The organism is Burkholderia sp. BCC0097 (assembly GCF_902832985.1).
In the GTDB taxonomy this organism is placed as follows: Bacteria; Pseudomonadota; Gammaproteobacteria; order Burkholderiales; family Burkholderiaceae; genus Burkholderia; species Burkholderia orbicola.
The window spans coordinates 11836-26451 of the sequence record NZ_CADFDM010000013.1; the positions used below are offsets into that span (position 1 = coordinate 11836).

At 68.1% G+C, this 14616-nt stretch carries 9 protein-coding genes; 6 read left to right on the forward strand and 3 right to left on the reverse strand.

Annotated elements, in window-relative coordinates:
* The first annotated feature begins 36 nt into the window (after positions 1-36).
* From HWX07_RS32990 to HWX07_RS33005, 4 genes are read left to right on the forward strand one after another with little or no spacing between them, the layout of a single operon-like run.
* The gene (locus tag HWX07_RS32990) at positions 37-1614 is read left to right on the forward strand and encodes an efflux transporter outer membrane subunit (protein WP_175879176.1); all 1578 of its coding nucleotides are present in this window, start codon (positions 37-39) and stop codon (positions 1612-1614) included.
* Between the two features lie 14 nt (positions 1615-1628).
* Positions 1629-3833: an FUSC family protein gene (locus HWX07_RS32995; protein WP_175879177.1), complete on the forward strand. Its 2205-nt coding sequence runs from the start codon at positions 1629-1631 to the stop codon at positions 3831-3833.
* A complete protein-coding gene (locus tag HWX07_RS33000) occupies positions 3830-4033 on the forward strand; it encodes a DUF1656 domain-containing protein (protein WP_006476212.1) in 204 nt (67 codons plus the stop codon). Before HWX07_RS32995 ends, HWX07_RS33000 begins: the two co-directional genes overlap by 4 nt.
* Before the next feature lie 12 nt (positions 4034-4045).
* Entirely contained in the window at positions 4046-4921 is an 876-nt protein-coding gene (locus HWX07_RS33005; RefSeq protein WP_175879178.1) for an HlyD family secretion protein, read from the forward strand.
* 21 nt (positions 4922-4942) lie between these two features.
* On the opposite strand, the gene HWX07_RS33010 is transcribed toward HWX07_RS33005, so the two are convergent.
* The gene (locus tag HWX07_RS33010; protein WP_175879179.1) at positions 4943-6616 is read right to left on the reverse strand and encodes a methyl-accepting chemotaxis protein; all 1674 of its coding nucleotides are present in this window, start codon (positions 6614-6616) and stop codon (positions 4943-4945) included.
* 403 nt (positions 6617-7019) lie between these two features.
* On the opposite strand from HWX07_RS33010, the gene HWX07_RS33015 reads away from it, so the two are divergent.
* On the forward strand, positions 7020-8258 hold the full coding sequence (locus tag HWX07_RS33015) for an MFS transporter (protein WP_006476215.1): 1239 nt from the start codon (positions 7020-7022) through the stop codon (positions 8256-8258).
* 72 nt (positions 8259-8330) lie between these two features.
* Here the strand turns inward: HWX07_RS33015 and HWX07_RS33020 are convergent, their stop codons facing one another.
* Both HWX07_RS33020 and HWX07_RS33025 read right to left on the reverse strand, forming a co-directional pair.
* Positions 8331-9128, reverse strand: coding sequence for a 5'-methylthioadenosine/adenosylhomocysteine nucleosidase (locus HWX07_RS33020; RefSeq protein ID WP_041491965.1), 798 nt, complete (start codon positions 9126-9128; stop codon positions 8331-8333).
* The gene (locus HWX07_RS33025) at positions 9125-11488 is read right to left on the reverse strand and encodes a UvrD-helicase domain-containing protein (RefSeq protein WP_012328351.1); all 2364 of its coding nucleotides are present in this window, start codon (positions 11486-11488) and stop codon (positions 9125-9127) included. Before HWX07_RS33025 ends, HWX07_RS33020 begins: the two co-directional genes overlap by 4 nt.
* Before the next feature lie 226 nt (positions 11489-11714).
* Between HWX07_RS33025 and HWX07_RS33030 the strand changes: the two genes are divergently transcribed.
* Complete coding sequence (locus tag HWX07_RS33030; RefSeq protein WP_175879180.1) at positions 11715-14582, forward strand: valine--tRNA ligase; 2868 nt, start codon at positions 11715-11717, stop codon at positions 14580-14582.
* The last annotated feature ends 34 nt before the right edge of the window (positions 14583-14616 follow it).

Genomic DNA, 14616 nt, shown 5'->3' on the forward strand with positions numbered 1-14616 from the left:
GCCTCCGACTCATCTATATCCGAAAGGGAGAAAATCGTGCAGTCTCCGGCGACAAAAGGGACGCTCGCACTGGCGGTTCTTGCAGTCTCATTAATAATGGCCGGTTGCGCGAGCATGGGCGACAACAAAACCCAGTCCACTCGCATCGAAGCGAACGCACTCGACGCCGGCGCGGCCATCCGCGCGGCCGACCGCGACGCAGGCTGGCCCGCCGCCGACTGGTGGCGCGCGTACCGCGATCCACAGCTCGATGCATGGATCGCCGCCGCCCAGGCCGGCAACCCGACCCTCGCGGCCGCCGAGGCCCGCGTGCGCGAAGCGCAGGCGATGGCGCGCGTCGCCCGCTCGGCCGAGTTGCCGCAGATCAACGGCAACCTGTCGCTGATGCGCCAGCACTGGCCCGACAACGTGTACTACGGCCCGGGGCCGCTCGCCGATACCGACACCTGGAACAATACCGGCACGCTCGGCCTGTCGTACCACCTCGATCTGTGGGGCAAGGACAAGAACGCGACCGAGCGCGCGCTCGACACCGCGCATGCGAGCGCCGCCGATGCACGGGCAGCGAAGCTCGAACTCGAGGTCAACGTCGTGCGCGCGTATGTCGGCATGTCGATGAACTACGCGCTGCTGGACCTCGCGCACGAGACGTTCGAACGCCAGCGCTCGCTCGCCGATCTCGCGCGCAAGCGGCTGCAGGCCGGCCTCGGCACGCAGCTCGACGTGAGCCAGGCGGAATCGACACTGCCCGACTACGAGCGCCAGATCGACAGCTACGAAGAGGCGATCCAGCTCGCGCGCCATCAGCTCGCCGCACTGGCCGGCAAGGGCCCGGGCGCCGGCGACACCATCAAGCGGCCGCAGCTTGCGCTCGATGCGCCGGCCGGCCTGCCGTCGGCGATGCCGGCCGACCTGCTCGGCCGCCGCCCCGACGTCGTCGCGGCGCGCTGGACGGTCGACGCGCAGGCGCGCGGCATCGACGTCGCGAAGGCGTCGTTCTACCCGAACATCGACCTGCTCGCGACGGTCGGCGGCTTCGGCGTGACCGCGCCGTTCACCGACTTCCTGCGCGCGATGAACGGCGGCTGGACGGCCGGCCCCGCGCTGTCGCTGCCGATCTTCGAAGGCGGCCGGTTGCGGGCGCAGCTCGGCGCCGCGAACGCCGGCTACGACCAGGCGGTCGAGCGCTACAACCAGACGATCGTCGGCGCGCTCAAGGACATCGCCGACCAGGTCGTGCGAATCCGCTCGCTCGACACGCAGAAGAAGGACGCCGCGCGCTCGGTGGCGGCCAACAATCGCAGCTATCAACTGTCGCGCGAAGGCTTCCGCCGCGGGCTGACCGATTACGTGAACGTGCTGGTCGCGCAGCAGCAACTGCTGCGCGCGCAGGAGACGGCCGCCCGCATCGATGCGGAACGCCTCGCCGCGCACGCGCAGCTGATGGCCGCGCTCGGCGGTGGAGTCGAGACGGGCAGCGACGTGCCGAAGGACGAAGCCGCCGCCGCGGTTGCCGCTCCCGCCGCCGCATCGGGCACGAAGCCGGCGGCAGCCGTCGCCCGGCCCGCGGAAGTCGCCACCACCGGCGCGTCCGGCGTGCCGGCCGCACGGTAACGCGGAGCGTCGCCATGTCAGCTTCCTCCCCCGCTTCCACGCCCGCCGGCGGCCCGTTCGCGGCCTGGACCGCCGCGTTCGGCGACTGGGCCCGCACCGACGGCGCCGCGTGGCTCTATCTGTTCAAGGCGCTGCTCGCCGCGTTCATCGCGACCGGCGTGTCGATGCGGCTCGACCTGCCCGCGCCGAAAACGGCGATGACGACGGTGTTCATCGTGATGCAGCCGCAAAGCGGCGCGGTGCTCGCGAAAAGCTTCTACCGCGTCGCCGGCACGATCTTCGGATTGATCGCGACGCTCACCTTCGTCGGGCTGTTCCCGCAACAGCCGCAGCTGTTCCTGCTGGCGGTCGCGCTGTGGGTCGCCCTGTGCACGGCCGGCGCCGCGCGCAACCGCAACTTCCGCAGCTATGGCTTCCTGCTGGCCGGCTACACGACCGCGCTGATCGGGCTGCCCGCGTCGCAACACCCGGACGGTGCGTTCATGAGCGCAATGACGCGCGTGGCCGAAATCATGGTCGGGATCGTGTCGGCCGGCGTGGTCAGCGCCCTCGTGTTTCCGCGGACCACCGGCGAGCAGATGCGCACGACGGTGCGCAAGCGCTTCGGCAGCTTCGTCGACTACGTCGCGGCGGCGCTGTCGGGCCAGCTCGACCGCGCACATATCGAAACCATCCATACGCGCTTCGTCGCCGACGTGGTCGGGTTCGAAGCCGCGCGCAGCATGGCCGTGTTCGAGGACCCGGACACGCGGATGCGCAGCGGCCGCCTCGCGCGGCTGAACAGCGAGTTCATGAGCGCGTCGAGCCGCTTCCATGCGCTGCACCAGTTGATGAACCGGCTGCATGCGGCCGGCGCGCAAGCCGCGATCGACGCGATCGAGCCGTACTTTCGCGAGATCGCCCCGCTGCTGCTGACGCCGGCCGGCGAACCGGTACGCACGTCGGCCGATGCCGGCCACGCGGCCACGCAACTGCTCGCGTGGCGCGACGCGCTGCCGCGCCGCATCCGCGCGACGCGCGCGGCGCTCGAAACGCAGCCGGACTTTCCGCTGCTCGACTTCGATACGGCCGCCGAACTGCTGTACCGCTTCATCACCGACCTGCACGAGTACGCGGCCACCTACGCGTCGCTGTCGAGCGCGACGCACGAACGCGAACGCTGGATCGAGCGCTACGAGCCGCGCACCAATGCGACGGCAATGGTGATCGCGGCGATTCGCACCGCGACCGTGATCCTCGTGCTCGGCTGGTTCTGGATCGAGACCGCGTGGCCGAGCGGCGTGACGATGACGCTGACGGCGGCGGCCACCTGCGCGCTCGCGTCGTCGACGCCGCGCCCGACCGCGATGTCCGCGCAGATGGGCATGGGCACCGCGCTCGCCGTCTGCACGGGCTTCCTGCTGACGTTCGGCATCTATCCGCACATCGACGGCTTCCCGCTGCTGTGCGTCGCGCTGGCGCCGCTGCTCGCGATCGGCATCTTCATGACGCTGAAGCCGAAGCTCGCCGGCTACGGGATGGGCTACCTGATCTTCTTCAGCTTCCTCGCCGGCCCGGACAACATCACGCACTACGATCCGACCAGCTTCATGAACGATTCGCTCGCGCTCGTGCTGGCGATGCTGGCATCGGCGATCGCGTTCGCGGTGCTGTTCCCGCCGACCGCGCCATGGCACAAGAAGCGCCTCTTCGCGGACCTGCGCCACCAGGCCGTCGCGGCCGGCCACGCGCGGCTCGCGGGTTTGCGCACGCGCTTCGAAAGCGGCGCGCGCGACCTGATGTACCAGGCGCACACGCTGTCGGCCGACCAGCCCGACGTGCAGCGCGACGCGCTGCGCTGGATGTTCGCGGTGCTCGAAACCGGCAACGCGACGATCGACCTGCGTCACGAGCTCGCGACGCTGCCGGCCGACCCGCGCTATGCGCCGGCGATGCCGTGGCGGCGCGCGATCGACACGATGCGTAGCGCGCTGTCGGCATTGTTCACCCGGCCGAGCGCCGCGCGTTTCGACGCGACGCTCGTCGCGACCAATGCGGCGATCGACGCGACCCGGCAAACGCTCGATGCGGTCGAGCCGTCGCGCGACGAGCGCCACCGGCTGCAGCGCATCCTGAGCCACCTGCATTTCGTGCGGACCGCGCTGCTCGACCCGGAATCGCCGCTCGAGCCGCTCAACCGCAACCGCCCCGTGCATCCCCAACCAGGAGCCTCGTCATGATGCCGCGTGAAATCGCCATTCTCGATGCCTACATGCCGACGGTGGTGCTGATGTTCGTCCTCGGCGCGATCGCGACGTGGGCTGTCGACCGCCTGCTCGCCTATACGGGCCTCTACCGTCTCGTCTGGCACCCGTCGCTGTTCCGGGCCTGCCTTCTCGTCTGCATTTGCGGCGGACTGAGTCTTGCCGTTTACCGTTGATTCCGAACCATCATGATGCTCAGAAAACTCTTCGGCTTCGCCGCGACCGCCATCATCCTTCTCGTCGCGATCCTGATCGGGCGCTCGCTGTGGGTGCACTACATGGACGATCCGTGGACGCGCGACGGGCGCGTGCGCGCCGAGATCGTCAACGTCGCGCCGGACGTGTCGGGCGCGATCGTCGAGCTGCCCGTGCATGACAACCAGCTCGTGAAGAAAGGCGACCTGATCATGCAGATCGACCCGTCGCACTACCAGATCGCGGTCGAGCAGGCGCAGGCGGCGGTGGCCGCCCGCCGCGCGGAACTGCAGATGCGCCGCGACGACGCGGCCCGCCGCGCGGATCTCGATGCGCTCGTCGTGTCGAAGGAAAACCGCGAGAACGCCGTGCACAGCGCGTCGAGCGCCGATGCGCAGTATCAGCAGGCGATCGCCGCGCTCGACGCCGCGAAGCTCAACCTCGAGCGCACGCGCGTCGTCGCGCCGGTCGACGGCTACATCACGAACCTGCAGACCTTCAAGGGCAACTATGCGGTGGCCGGCCAGGCGAAGCTCGCGATCGTCGACAGCCACTCGTTCTGGGTCTACGGCTACTTCGAGGAAACCAAGCTGCCGCGCGTGAAGATCGGCGCGCCGGCCGAAATGCGGCTGATGAGCGGCGGCGTGATGAAGGGCCACGTGGAAAGCATCTCGCGCGGCATCTACGATCGCGACAACCCGCAAAGCCGCGACCTCGTCGCGGACGTGAACCCGACCTTCAACTGGGTGCGCCTCGCGCAGCGCGTGCCGGTGCGCATCAAGATCGACGAAGTGCCGGCCGACGTGGTGCTGTCGGCGGGCACGACCTGCACGGTCATCATCGATCCCGACAAGCAGAAGAAGTCGTAAGCGCCCGGGCGCGCCGCACGCTCAGTGCGCGATGCGGAAACGCCCGACCAGCGCCTTCAATGCCTGAGCCTGCTCGTCGAGTGCGTTCGCGGCAGCCGCCGCCTGTTCGACGAGCGCCGCATTCTGCTGGGTGCCGGCATCCATTTGCGTGACCGCGCGGCCGATCTCGTCGATCCCCGCGCTTTGCTCGTCCGACGCCGCCGAAATCTCGCCGATGATGTCGGTCACGCGCTTGACCGCGCGCACCACGTCGCCCATCGTGCGGCCCGCGTCGTGCGCGAGCGCCGCGCCGTTGGCCACGCGCTCGACCGACGCGCCGATCAGTTCCCGAATCTCCTTGGCCGCGGTCGCCGAGCGCTGCGCGAGCAGCCGCACCTCGCCGGCGACCACCGAGAAGCCGCGCCCCTGCTCGCCGGCGCGCGCGGCCTCGACCGCCGCGTTCAACGCGAGAATGTTGGTCTGGAACGCGATTCCCTCGATCGTGCCGATGATGTCGCGAATGTTCTTCGCGCTGTCGTCGATCTCGCTCATCGTCGCGACCACCCGGCCGACGACTTCCCCGCCCGTCTCCGCGACCGCCGACGCATTGGCCGCGAGCGTGCTCGCCTGCCGCGCGTTCTCGGCGTTCTGCCGCACGGTCGACGTGAGTTGCTCCATGCTGGCCGCGGTGCGCTCGAGTGCGACGGCCTGCTGTTCGGTGCGCCGCGACAGGTCGAGATTGCCGGTGGAGATTTCGCCGGACGCGGCCGCGATGGCCTCGGCGCTCACCGCGATCTCGCCCACGGTGGCCGCGAGCCCCGTCTGCATCTCGGCCAGCGCGCGCACCATGCTGTCGCGGTCGTGGCGGGCGAGCGTGATCGGCCGCGTCAGGTCGCCGCGCGCGATATCCGCGGCAATTTCCTTCGCGAGCGCGGGCTCGCCGCCGAGTTGCGACGCGAGGCGCCGCACGACGCGCTCGGCGATCGCGACGGCCAGCACGATCAGCGCGGCCGTCATCGCCGCGATCATCGCGAACGACGACGAAAAAATGGTGGCGGACGCATCGAGTGTCGCCTTCGACTTCTTGCCGCGCGTCTTCACGAGTTCGGCGACGAGTTTTTCGAGCTTGCCGGTTTCGACCAGCAGCGACACGTCCTGCGTGCCGACCTGCCAGTTCATCTGCGACAGGTCGAGCGGCTGGGCGCGCACCAGCGTGACGAAATCGCGCAGATGCGTGCTCCACGTGCCAACCGCCGTCGAGAAGGCGCGCAGCCTCGCCGAATCGCCGGCATCGGCCGGATCGGCATAGCGCTGCAGCGTGCCGAGCGCCTGGCCGATCGACGCGAGCCCCGCGCTCACCTCGGCGCCGAGTTCGTCGCGCTCCTTCGCGGTGGTCGCGGTCAGCAGCATTTTTTGCGCGCGGCTCGCGCGCAACACCTCGGCCCGCACCTCCGCCGCCGCGCGGCTCGCGACGTGGCCCTGCTCATAGACCGACGCGATCGACGCGTTCAGCCGGCTGATCTGCCACAGCGAGAACACGCCGATCGCGAGCGTGCCGACCAGCAGGATCGCGAACGCGGCGCGCAACGTCGCCTTGACGGTCCACGGCCGACGCGTGCGACGCGCCGCGCGCGCGCGCCGAGCGGCGCGACCGGCGGCAACGGCGGGTGCGGCGGCGGCCGCACCGGGCTGTGGATGCAAAGATGCTGCTTTCATCGAACTATCCCCGTATGGATCACGCTGCCGGAAAGGTCGGTCCCGGCGGTCCCGCGATGGCAGGCCATGCCGCGCGTCCTGCGCCCGCCCGGCGGGTAGCCGGTGCGGGCGCGGCGCGCCTGTTGTCATTGGGTCGTTCTACGGCCGCCATCGCCGTTTCTTGAGTCCGGAAAAACACGCACCGGGCCCGGCGCGGCCCGGCTGAAGGACGGACGCGCCGCCAGCGTTATACCCGTCCAAAAAAGCACGCACCGGCCGATCCATCACACGAATGTCCGATTCGCGACAAAACTTGGCCTGACATTCTCGATACGCCACATTACACTTCTTTGACGCATCAACGAATCGACAACGCGCCGATCCCCAACAGAGCGCGCCAGCCACCTCAACTCGTTCAGCTCACATGGAAACCAGCCTCGACTCCGGAGCCGCCGGCGCAGCCGCCGCCCACCCGTCCGCACCGCCCGCCGCCCGCACCGTCTACCCGGTGCTCGGCGCGATCAGCTTCTCGCACATGCTCAACGACATGATCCAGTCGTTGATCCTCGCGATCTACCCGATGCTCAAGAGCCAGTTCGCGCTGTCGTTCGCGCAGATCGGCCTGATCACGCTCACTTACCAGATCACCGCGTCGCTGCTGCAGCCGCTCGTGGGCCTCTATACCGACAAGCATCCGAAGCCGTATTCACTGCCGGTCGGCATGGGCTTCACGCTCGCGGGGCTGCTGCTGATGTCGGCCGCGCCGAATTTCCCGATGCTGCTGGTGGCCGCCGCGCTCGTCGGCTGCGGCTCGTCGGTGTTCCACCCCGAATCGTCGCGGGTCGCGCGGATGGCGTCGGGCGGCCGGCACGGGCTCGCGCAGTCGGTGTTCCAGGTGGGCGGCAATGCAGGCTCCGCGCTCGGGCCGCTGCTCGCCGCGCTCGTGATCATTCCGCACGGCCAGCACAGCATCGCGTGGTTCTCGGCGGCCGCGCTCGTCGCGATGATCGTGCTCACGCAGATCGGCCACTGGTACAAGAAGCATCCGTCGATGAAGAAAAAGGCCGCCTCGGCCGGCCACCCGACGCTGTCGCGCGGCCGCGTGATGGCCGCGATCGGCGTGCTGGTGCTGCTCGTGTTCTCGAAGTACTTCTACCTCGCGAGCATCAACAGCTATTTCACGTTCTACCTGATCGACAAGTTCCATCTGTCGGTGCAGGCCGCGCAGATCCACCTGTTCGTGTTCCTCGCGGCGGTGGCTGCCGGCACGCTGATCGGCGGGCCCGTCGGCGACCGGATCGGCCGCAAGTACGTGATCTGGGTGTCGATCCTCGGCGTCGCGCCGTTCACGATGCTGCTGCCGTACGCGAACCTGTTCTGGACGAGCGTGCTGACCGTGATCATCGGCGTCGTGCTGGCGTCGGCGTTCGCCGCGATCCTCGTCTATGCGACGGAGCTGATGCCCGGCAAGGTCGGGATGGTCGCGGGCCTGTTCTTCGGCTTCGCGTTCGGCCTGGGCGGCGTCGGCGCGGCCGTGCTCGGCCAGCTCGCCGATGCGACGAGCATCCCGTTCGTCTACAAGGTGTGCTCGTTCCTGCCGTTGATCGGCGTGCTGACGGTGTTCCTGCCGAACCTCGAAAGCAGCCGGCGCAAGCAGGCGTGACGAACGACCGGCCGCGGCGTGCGCGCCGCGGCCGGTCGAGCGGTTTGATGGGAAAAGTACGAGACGGCGGCTTCAGGCCGCCGTCGTCGCATGCAGCGTCAGGAAGCGCTTGAGGATGCCGGACGAATAGCTGCTGGCGATCGCCGACAGGAAGTGCGAGAACGACTGCGTCGCGTGATCGTCGGCCGTATCGGAAATCGTGCGCACGAGCGCGAACGGCACGTCGTGTTCCGCGCACACCTGCGCGATCGCCGCGCCTTCCATCTCGACCGCGAGCGCGTCCGGCAGCGCGTCGCGCAGCGCGAGCACTTCCCGCTCGCTCGACACGAAGCGATCGCCGCTGATGACGAGCCCCGCGTGCAGCGCCGCGCCGGCGAGCCCGAAGCGCTCGGCGAACCGCGCGCCCTCTTCCTCGACGAACAGCGTGCATGCAGCCCGCAAGCGGGCTGTCAGCGCGGCGTCGGTCGCGAAACGCGTGATGCCGAGCAACGGCACCTCGTAGCGCGGAAAGAGCGGCGACGCGTCGAGATCGTGCTGCAGCAGCGTATCGGCCACGACGACGTCGCCGATACGCACCGTGCGCGACACGCCGCCCGCGACGCCGGTGAACACCACGCCCGACACGCCGAACACGTGGATCAGCGCGCTGACCGTCGCGGCGGCCGCGACCTTGCCGATCCGCGCGAGCGTGACGACGCAGGCCGCGCCGTGCACGGTGCCGACGTGGTAATCGCGGCGGCCGAGCGTGACCGTCTTCATCGCGCCGTCGGCGCGCATCGCGGCGATCAGGTCGCCGAGCTCCTCGGGCAGCGCGGCCAGAATGCCGAGCGGACGAGCGGCAGGCGTCACGGCGAGGTCGACGTCCATCATTCCACCGCCTGCAATTTCGCGACCGCAAGCGCGAGCCATTTCTCGCCGTGGCGCTTGAACTTCACCTGCGCCTTCGCATCGGTGCCGTTGCCTTCGAGCGCGGTGACCGTGCCTTCGCCGAACTTCGTATGGAATACCTGCTGGCCGACCCGGAAGCCGGCGTCGGCCGCGCGCTGCTTGTCCGCGAACGCGGGCAGCGGCGCGGACACGGCCGCATCGACGATCTGCTCGCGACTGCCGCCGCCCGGCCGCGCGAACCAGTCGCGCCCGTAGCCGGCATTGTCCGAGCGCCCGCCCCAGCGCGACCCGGCCTCGACCTTCGGCGTCAGCCACTTCAGCACGTGCTCGGGCAGTTCGTCGAAGAAGCGCGAGCGCACGTTGTAGCGCGTCTGGCCATGCAGCATCCGGCTCTGCGCGAACGACAGATAGAGCCGCTCCTTCGCGCGCGTGATCGCGACGTACATCAGCCGGCGCTCTTCCTCGAGGCCGTCCGATTCGAGCACGCTGTTCTCGTGCGGGAAGAGGCCCTCCTCGAGCCCCGTGATGAACACGGCCGCGAATTCGAGCCCCTTCGCCGCGTGCACGGTCATCAGCTGCACCGCGTCCTGGCCGGCCTGCGCCTGGTTGTCGCCGGCCTCCAGCGACGCGTGCGACAGGAAGCCGGCGAGCGGCGTCATCGTGTCGGGGTTCTGCGCGGGATCGGCAGGCGACGCCGGGTCGAGCACGTCGACCGCCGGATCGTCCGTCGCGGTACCGAGCTCGGGCGCCGCGATCGCGCCCGCGCGCAGCGGGATCGAGCGGGCCGGCGTGTCGAGCCCGTAGCCTTCCTCGGCGATGAACGCGGTGGCCGCGTTCACGAGTTCCTGCAGGTTTTCGAGGCGATCCTGGCCTTCGCGCTCGCCCTGGTAGAAATCGGCAAGGCCGCTCGCGCGCACGATGTGCTCGACGGTGTCGGGCAGGTTCATGTGCTGCGTGTCGGCACGCATCTTCGCGATCAGGTTCGCGAACCCGCCGAGGCTCGTGCCGGCCTTGCCGGTCACGTACGGAATCGCGGCGGCCATCGAGCAGCCGTACAGGCGCGCGGCGTCGGCCAGTTGCTCGACCGAGCGCGCGCCGATGCCGCGGGTCGGGAAATTCACGACGCGCGCGAATGCCGTGTCGTCGTTCGGGTTGTCGATCAGGCGCAGGTACGCGAGCGCGTGCTTCACTTCCTGCCGCTCGAAAAAGCGCAGGCCGCCGTACACGCGGTACGGAATGCCCGACGACATCAGCGTGTGCTCGATCGAGCGCGACTGCGCGTTGCTGCGGTACAGGACGGCCACTTCGCTGCGCGCCATCCCGGTATTGATCAGCGAGCGGATCTCCTCGACGATCCAGCCGGCTTCCTGCGAATCGGTGCTGGCTTCGTACACGCGCACCGGTTCGCCGTGGCCGGCATCGGTACGCAAGTTTTTGCCGAGGCGGTGCGCGTTGTTCGAGATCAGCTGGTTCGCCGCGTCGAGGATGTTGCCGTGCGAACGGTAGTTCTGCTCGAGCTTGATCAGGTTGCGCACGCGGAATTCGTCTTCGAAGTCGCGCATGTTGCCGACGTTCGCGCCGCGGAACGCATAGATCGACTGATCGTCGTCGCCGACCGCGAAGATCGCGTTCTCACCGCCCGCGAGCATCTTGAGCCACGCGTACTGCAGCTTGTTGGTGTCCTGGAACTCGTCGACGAGGATGTGCCGGAAGCGCGCCTGGTAGTGCGCACGCAACGGCGCGTTGTACGCGAGCAGCTCGTAGCAGCGCAGCAGCAGCTCGGGAAAATCGACGACGCCTTCGCGCTGGCACTGCTGGTCGTACGCCTGGTAAAGCTCGACGAACTTGCGGTTGAAGTTGTCGGTCGCGTCGACCTTGTCCGGGCGCAGCCCTTGCTCCTTCGCGTTGTTGATGAAGTACTGGACGTTCTTCGGCGGATACTTTTCGTCGTCGACGTTCGCCGCCTTCATCAGTCGCTTGATCGCGGACAGCTGGTCGGCCGTGTCGAGGATCTGGAAAGTCTGCGGCAGGCCGGCGTCGCGCCAGTGCGTGCGCAGCATCCGGTTGCACAGGCCGTGGAACGTGCCGATCCACATTCCGCGCGTGTCGATCGGCATCATCGCCGACAGGCGTGCCATCATCTCGCGCGCGGCCTTGTTCGTGAAGGTGACGGCGAGCACGGTGGGCGGCGACGCATAGCCCTGCTGGATCAGCCACGCGATGCGCGTGATCAGTACGCGGGTCTTGCCGCTGCCCGCCCCTGCGAGGATCAGCGCCGGTTCGTTCGGCAACGTGACGGCGGCGAGTTGTTCGGGGTTCAGATTGGCGAGCAGATCGGGCATGGAGCGGCAGCTGACGGGCGAGAAAAATGCGGGACCCGACATTATAAGTCGGCGACGCGATGCCGTTTCCGATCCGTTCGGTCGCACGCTGCCTGCATGTTGCGGGCACGTTGCGGCCGCGTCACGACAGGCCCGCGCCGGCAAGGCGATGGCTGGGCGATGGGCATCCATTTATAATTGTCGGATTCGGCATCCAATTCACGCATTTTTCGGCAGATTTCCAAACATGAGCGACAACACGCTTGCGAAGAGCTTCGAGCCCCATACCATCGAGTCCCAATGGGGGCCGGAGTGGGAAAAACGCGGCTATGCCGCCCCGGCATTCGATCCGGCCCGCCCCGATTTCGCGATCCAGTTGCCGCCGCCGAACGTGACGGGCACGCTGCACATGGGCCACGCGTTCAATCAGACGATCATGGATGGCCTCGCCCGCTACCACCGGATGCTCGGCGAGAACACGCTGTGGGTGCCCGGCACCGACCACGCGGGGATCGCCACCCAGATCGTGGTCGAGCGCCAGCTCGACGCGCAAGGCGTGTCGCGCCACGACCTCGGCCGCGAGAAGTTCGTCGAGCGCGTGTGGGAGTGGAAGCAGAAATCCGGTTCGACGATCACCGACCAGGTGCGCCGCCTCGGCGCGTCGACCGACTGGTCGCGCGAATACTTCACGATGGACGACAAGATGTCGGCCGCCGTACGCGACGTGTTCGTCACGCTGTATGAACAAGGGCTGATCTATCGCGGCAAGCGCCTCGTCAACTGGGATCCGGTGCTGCTCACCGCCGTGTCGGACCTCGAAGTCGTCAGCGAAGAGGAAAACGGCCACCTGTGGCACATCCGCTACCCGCTCGTCGACGGCTCGGGCTCGCTGACGGTGGCCACCACGCGTCCCGAGACGATGCTCGGCGACGTCGCGGTGATGGTCCATCCGGAAGACGAACGCTACGCGCACCTGATCGGCAAGCTCGTCACGCTGCCGCTGACGGGCCGCGAGATTCCGGTGATCGCCGACGACTACGTCGACCGCGAGTTCGGCACGGGCGTCGTGAAGGTCACGCCCGCGCACGATTTCAACGACTACCAGGTCGGCCTGCGCCACAAGCTCGCGCCGATCGAGATCCTGACGCTCGACGCGAAGATCAACGACAACGGCCCCGAGCAGTATCGCGGCCTCGACCGCTTCGACGCGCGCAAGGCGATCGTCGCCGACCTCGACGCGCAGGGCTTCCTCGACTCCGTGAAGCCGCACAAGCTGATGGTGCCGCGCGGCGACCGCACGGGCGTCGTGATCGAGCCGTTGCTGACCGACCAGTGGTTCGTCGCGATGACGAAGCCGGCGCCGGAAGGCACGTTCCATCCGGGCAAGTCGATCACCGAGGTATCGCTCGACGTGGTGCGCGACGGCCAGATCAAGTTCGTCCCGGAAAACTGGACGACCACCTACTACCAGTGGCTCGAGAACATCCAGGACTGGTGCATCTCGCGCCAACTGTGGTGGGGCCACCAGATTCCCGCGTGGTACGGCGAGAACGGCGAGGTATTCGTCGCGCGCAACGAGGAAGACGCACGCGCGCAGGCCGCCGCGAAGGGTTACGCGGGGGCGCTCAAGCGCGACGAAGACGTGCTCGACACGTGGTTCTCGTCGGCGCTCGTGCCGTTCTCGTCGCTCGGCTGGCCGAACGAGACGCCCGAACTGAAGCACTTCCTGCCGTCGTCGGTGCTCGTCACCGGCTTCGACATCATCTTCTTCTGGGTCGCCCGGATGGTGATGATGACGACCCACTTCACCGGCAAGGTGCCGTTCCATACCGTCTACATGCACGGCCTCGTGCGCGACGCGGAAGGCCAGAAGATGTCGAAGAGCAAGGGCAACACGCTCGACCCGATCGACATCGTCGACGGCATCGACCTCGAGTCGCTGGTCGCGAAGCGCACGACGGGCCTGATGAACCCGAAGCAGGCCGCGACCATCGAGAAGAAGACGCGCAAGGAATTCCCGGACGGCATCCCCGCGTTCGGCACCGACGCGCTGCGCTTCACGATGGCGTCGATGGCGACGCTCGGCCGCAATGTGAACTTCGACCTCGCGCGCTGCGAAGGCTATCGCAACTTCTGCAACAAGCTGTGGAACGCGACGCGCTTCGTGCTGATGAACTGCGAAGGCCACGACTGCGGCAACGACAAGCCGGAAGTGTGCGGCGCGGGCGACTGCGGCCCCGGCGGCTACCTCGACTTCTCGGCGGCCGACCGCTGGATCGTGTCGCTCTTGCAGCGCACCGAAGCCGACATCGCGAAGGGGTTCGCCGATTACCGCTTCGACAACATCGCGAGCAGCATCTACAAGTTCGTGTGGGACGAGTATTGCGACTGGTATCTCGAACTCGCGAAGGTGCAGATCCAGAACGGCACGCCGGAACAGCAGCGCGCCACCCGCCGCACGCTGCTGCGCGTGCTGGAAACGGTGCTGCGCCTCGCCCATCCGGTCATCCCGTTCATCACCGAAGCGCTCTGGCAGAAGGTCGCGCCGCTCGCCGGCCGCTATCCGCAAGGCAAGGCCGACGGCGAGGCGTCGCTGATGACGCAGCCGTACCCGGTCGCAAACCTGCAGAAGCTCGACGAGGCATCCGAGCAGTGGGCGGCCGACCTGAAGGCGATCGTCGACGCGTGCCGCAACCTGCGCGGCGAGATGAACCTGTCGCCCGCGACCAAGGTGCCGCTGCTGGCGGCCGGCGACGCCGAGCGCCTGCGCTCGTTCGCGCCGTACGTCCAGGCGCTCGCACGCCTGTCGGAAGTGCAGATCCTCGCGGACGAAGCCGCGCTCGACCAGCAAGCGCACGGCGCGCCGATCGCGATCGTCGGCCCGAACAAGCTGGTGCTGAAGGTGGAAATCGACGTCGCGGCCGAGCGCGAGCGCCTGTCGAAGGAAATCACGCGCCTGACGGGCGAGATCGCGAAGTGCAACGCGAAGCTCGGCAACGAGGCTTTCGTTGCGAAAGCACCGCCGGCCGTGGTCGAACAGGAGCAGAAACGTGTCGCGGAATTCCAGAGCACGCTCGAAAAACTGCGTGCGCAGCTCGATCGGTTGCCTGCGTAACAAACGGTAAGGTCATTTGCGTTCACTATAATGC

Bases quoted from the DNA above. Each gene is read 5' to 3' on its own strand.
- HWX07_RS33025 (WP_012328351.1), bottom strand. From the start codon at position 11,488: ATGCCCGATCTGCTCGCCAATCTGAACCCCGAACAACTCGCCGCCGTC.
- HWX07_RS33000 (WP_006476212.1), top strand. From the start codon at position 3,830: ATGATGCCGCGTGAAATCGCCATTCTCGATGCCTACATGCCGACGGTG.
- HWX07_RS33005 (WP_175879178.1), top strand. From the start codon at position 4,046: ATGATGCTCAGAAAACTCTTCGGCTTCGCCGCGACCGCCATCATCCTT.
- HWX07_RS32995 (WP_175879177.1), top strand. From the start codon at position 1,629: ATGTCAGCTTCCTCCCCCGCTTCCACGCCCGCCGGCGGCCCGTTCGCG.
- HWX07_RS33020 (WP_041491965.1), bottom strand. From the start codon at position 9,128: ATGATGGACGTCGACCTCGCCGTGACGCCTGCCGCTCGTCCGCTCGGC.
- HWX07_RS33030 (WP_175879180.1), top strand. From the start codon at position 11,715: ATGAGCGACAACACGCTTGCGAAGAGCTTCGAGCCCCATACCATCGAG.
- HWX07_RS33010 (WP_175879179.1), bottom strand. From the start codon at position 6,616: ATGAAAGCAGCATCTTTGCATCCACAGCCCGGTGCGGCCGCCGCCGCA.
- HWX07_RS33015 (WP_006476215.1), top strand. From the start codon at position 7,020: ATGGAAACCAGCCTCGACTCCGGAGCCGCCGGCGCAGCCGCCGCCCAC.